The 4,590-nt window shown below is 48.7% G+C and carries 2 protein-coding genes; both read right to left on the bottom strand.

From position 1 onward, the window contains the following. Positions 1–1,081: 1,081 nt before the first annotated feature. Positions 1,082–2,371, bottom strand: a complete 1,290-nt coding sequence (locus CIK92_RS07025; protein ID WP_022310314.1) for an ATP-binding protein — start codon at positions 2,369–2,371, stop codon at positions 1,082–1,084. Between the two features lie 333 nt (positions 2,372–2,704). Further along, positions 2,705–3,994, bottom strand: a complete 1,290-nt coding sequence (locus CIK92_RS07035; RefSeq protein ID WP_022310313.1) for an ATP-binding protein — start codon at positions 3,992–3,994, stop codon at positions 2,705–2,707. Between the last annotated feature and the right edge of the window lie 596 nt (positions 3,995–4,590).

A 4,590-nucleotide genomic window follows, 5' to 3' on the forward strand; every position in this document is an offset into this window, starting at 1 on the left:
CGGAGTATATTCTTTTTTTCGTGGTAAAGTTAGTAAATATTTATGAATCAAGCATATACAAAGCTATTTTTCTAATGGCGGTCATTAGAAAATGACAAGAAACTTTTTCTAATGACCGATTTGGGTTAAATTAAACGTATTACTATGGGAAGAAAGTATTATCGTCGTCTGAATGACGACACCTGGTTCGAGTATGACATGTGGGAGAGCGGAATCGTAAATCCTGGCACGTACTATCCAATGCCTTTATGGTTGAAGATTTTCTTTTTTGTACCTCTGGGTGCTTGCGCAGCGGTCATCATATGGACTATCATAAAGGTGATGATTTATAGACCGTCAGTACCTTATTAATGGATGGGGTAACCCCAATGGGCTGCCTGTCTTACGGGGTAGGCAGCCATGGCCTTGTTGACCGCGACCTGCATAAGTATGAGCATGAAAAACACACAGCAACTCTATGTGATTACCTATGGGCAAAGGCTATAAGTAGCGCTTATAGACAGTTTGCCACAATTGAACTCTCTTTCTAATGCGATGGAAACACAAACGGTCAGGCATAAGAAGAACCCATCAACGAGATGTTGGTGGGCTCTCTGCTTGATGATGATTGCGATGGGGTAAGGTGCTGTAAGGCTGGGGGTGGTTGGTCTGCGGGTGGATGTAATGAGAAGGTGGTGCCAAGCGGTGATATTTGCCTTTCCACTTCTCACGGCGTCGCGCTGGTGACCTTCGGCTCTTAGTGGCTGCTGATTGTGTGGGTTCAATCATGTGTTTTTCTACTTTGATTGCGCCTATGAGTGTGATGGAGTAGATACAAAAAGCCGTGGCGGCGGATGGCGGCTTCGCCTTGGCGGTGATGTCGGTGCCGACTGTCGGAAAATGAGTTTTCCTCCGTGTCGACGCCGCCATCCCCACCGTCATGCGGTGCATGACGCCATCCGCCGCGACGGTACAAAAAGCGGCCTTCGGCCGTTCAAAAAGTCCGGCTTTCGCCGGTACAAAAACAGCTGCGGATAGAGGCCCCTCCACAAACCCTCCTCAAGGTGCGGGAGCTCATTCCTGCTGTGTTTGAGGTGGTTATTCATTCGTTTCTTCCCTGTAGCAACAGCCATTTCCACACAGGGAGTACCTCAATGGTGCCATATTGGTCCTCAATGCTGTCGGACTCGTCATTTGTCAATATCAATCGACGCTTGCAAGACAATGCGCCAGGGATCTTTTTCAAGGCATTGACCTCGCGCTCATAGGTAGAGGTAGACTGGGTGATACTATACGAAACCTGGATGGCAGTGGCATCTTCGGGGATGTAGAAGTCGACCTCCACCTTGTCATTATAGAAGAACACTCGCTCGTTGTCGGCATCATGTCCGTACTTATGGAAAAGCGCCAGGGCAACGATGTTTTCAAGCAGCATGGTCTCTCCATCGAGCAAAAAGAGGTCAAGCACTCCGTTGTCGATGAAGTAGTACTTGCAGGACGTTTCTTTTTCTGTGAATGGTGCAGAAACATTTCGTAGGCGCAACAAGAGCCATGCGGCCTCGCTGTATTCGATATACTTGCTGACCGTAGGCATTGATATCCTTCCGCTTACGGTGGAAAGAACATTGGCCAGGCGATTGTATGACACGGGTTGGCCAACATTCTCAGCCAGTTTCTTGACCATGAGGCGCAAAAGGTTGGGGTTGGCTATCTTGTTACGGCTTGCAATATCACCGAGATATATTTTCTGGAACGTACTGCTAAGATAGTTGCGTTTCACGGTAAGTCCGACAGATTCGGGAAGTCCTCCCCATAAGAGATATTCATTCCACGCCCGAAGTATCTTTGCCCGCGACTCTGTAGCCATTTGTGATATCTTATCGTAAGGGATATCCTGTATTTTCAGAAGCTCCTGAAAGCTGTATGGATATACTTCCGTTGCCAAGTATCGACCTCCCAAGGTGGTCATAACCTCTGAAGATAACATCTTGGCATTGCTGCCGGTCAGCCATACGGCATACTTTGCATCTGCCAAACGGCGGGCAAACTTTTCCCAGCCTTCTATATTCTGGATTTCATCCAAGAAAAGCATTGGGCGTTGCCCATACATTTCCGCGTGTGCCTCCAATATCAGCTCGAAGTCGCTTCTATCGAACTGCGCAAGGCGGTCGTCTTCAAAGTTCAGGTAAAGCATTGTTGCCCAACTTTGTCCCGATGCCAGCGTCTGTTGCATCTTCTGGTACAGCATAAACGATTTTCCGGCACGGCGTACACCGACAAACACGCGACATGGGAAATCGTCGCCTGGCAATGTACGCGGAACTATCTTGTAGTTCTCAATGTCTTTTTGGTTGGATGCCAAAACCTGCTTAAGTATATCCTTATTTATCATAATGCCACTTTTTCAAATTGTCACTTTGAACTTTTGTAGCAAAGTTATAAATTATATTTTGAATTTTGCTCATTTCCTCCCGAAAAAGTGGAAGTTTGGGCTGATTATTGTACTCTTTGGCTGGGCCAGAGAGCCTCGCCAGCTGTTTTTGGCGTATTGTTGTGATACTGGGTGTAGCAGGCGGAAGGGTATGGGGCTCGGGCAATGAGGGGAAGATGTGCTTGGAGGGTGTGCTCTGGGCAGACACTAAGACGGAGTGGGCAAACAATGATTATCGGTCAAGCTGCGGGACATCAAGAAACGGTTGATGAGGCACTCGGCTTGACCGATACTCTATTGCAGGAAAACGCTGTATAGCGGCATGTTGGTGATATTCTCCTGCTGGCGGTAGGGCAGCATGGAATAGCGTATGGCAGATATTTCCCGATGCTCCATCAGGTAATTGTGCAGCGAGGTTGACTTGATGCTTGTGCCTCCCTTTACCTCTATGGGCAGCAGAGCGCCATCGCGCTGAACGAGAAAGTCCATCTCCATACGAGAGGTGTCAGAGCTGTAATAGTAGATGTGGCTGATGCCCAATGCGAGCAACTGCTGGAGAACATACTGTTCGGTGAAGGCGCCCTTGTATTCCGTAAACACGTTGTCGCCAAGCAGCACATCCTTTGCTGTGGTGTCTGCCATAGCCCCCATCAGTCCGCAATCGCAGAGAAATAGCTTGAAAGCCGACAGGTCTTCATAAAACTTCAGCGGCAGTTCGGGCTTTGTCACCCTGGTTGTCTTATATACCAAGCCGGCATCCATCAGCCATTGTATCGCCAGTTCAAATTCCTTAGCCCTGCCGCCCTTCTTTAACACACCATAGACAAACTTCTTGTTCTCTTTGGATAGCTGTCCCAGTATGGACTGCCATACCATGTCTATGCGAGGCACCTCCTGTGCCGGGGCGTGCTTGGAAAAATCGCTGGCATAATTGGATAGAATTTCGTTCTGAATAGTGCGCACCTGGTTTGGCAGCCTGTTGTCCACATACGTCTTTACGACCTCTGGCATTCCGCCAACATAATAGTATTGACGCAGATAGTCTTTCAGCTTCTCGTGGAGCGCGTTCATCACCCCATAGTCCTTGTTGTGCATCAGACAGAGCAGCTGGTCTTCTCCCATTGCCATGAGGAATTCCTCAAAGTCCATAGGAAACAGTCGCATCGACTGAACCTTGCCTACGGGAAAGGAGATGCCTGCATGCAGGGCTACGCCCAACAATGAGCCAGCCACCACGATATGATATTCGGGGGCATCTTCGCAGAAATACTTCAAAGCCTCCAGGGCCTGTGGAAATGCTTGCACCTCATCCAAGAATATAAGAGTCTTTCCAGGGATAATATCCACGCCGGTAAGCGCGCTTAATCCTCTTATGATACGCGCCGTGTCAAAGTCACCTGCATAGATGGCGTGCAGGCTCTCATTTCGGTCGCAACTGATGTAGGCCAGATTGTCGAACTCGTTCCTTCCGAATTCCTTCAGGATATAAGTCTTCCCACATTGTCTGACCCCATTTAGTATCAGGGGCTTGTGCTGCTCTCTGTTTTTCCAGTCTACAAGCTCTTTGTATATCTTCCTCTTCATCGCTTTACACTTTTCGACACATGAAATGGTCAGATGTTTACACTTTTCGACACATGTTTTGGGCGAAAACCAACACTTTCTGACACATAATGCCATCGCAAAGCTACACTTTTCGACACATACTGCCAAATAAATGATGAAAAACACGCTGGTAATTAAGATATTTTAAGTCAAGCAAGCCATTGTCAGCAGCAGATGGGTTGTCTTCTTGCTCATGGCCCCTGCCGATGGCCTCACAATAGCCATCCTCGGGTTTGCCCTTTTGGTTTGTCTCGTCGCTATATATATAATAAGGTATAGGATGGCGCCGCGAAGGTCACCGGCGCGGCGCTTTGCGGTGCGGGAAGGTAAGGTGTTGCGCGTAGCCGTAGGCGTAATGCTCAATCTGATAATATCCACCTATGCATTTCATTACATTGTCCTGCTGCGGGTAACGCCTACGGCTAATCGCAACTTCTACAGAGTTGCCAGGTTAGTGGGGGGTGCTTACCCAGGGTAGCGTGCTTCGCCCGCAACCCTGGGCTGGGGAAACGCAACTCCTACAGAGTTGCTGCTGCTTATTGGAGGCCCCTCCCCATGCCCTCCCCAAGGGGCGG

The sequence above is a fragment of the Prevotella sp. P4-67 genome (assembly GCF_002251325.1).
In the GTDB taxonomy this organism is placed as follows: Bacteria; Bacteroidota; Bacteroidia; order Bacteroidales; family Bacteroidaceae; genus Prevotella.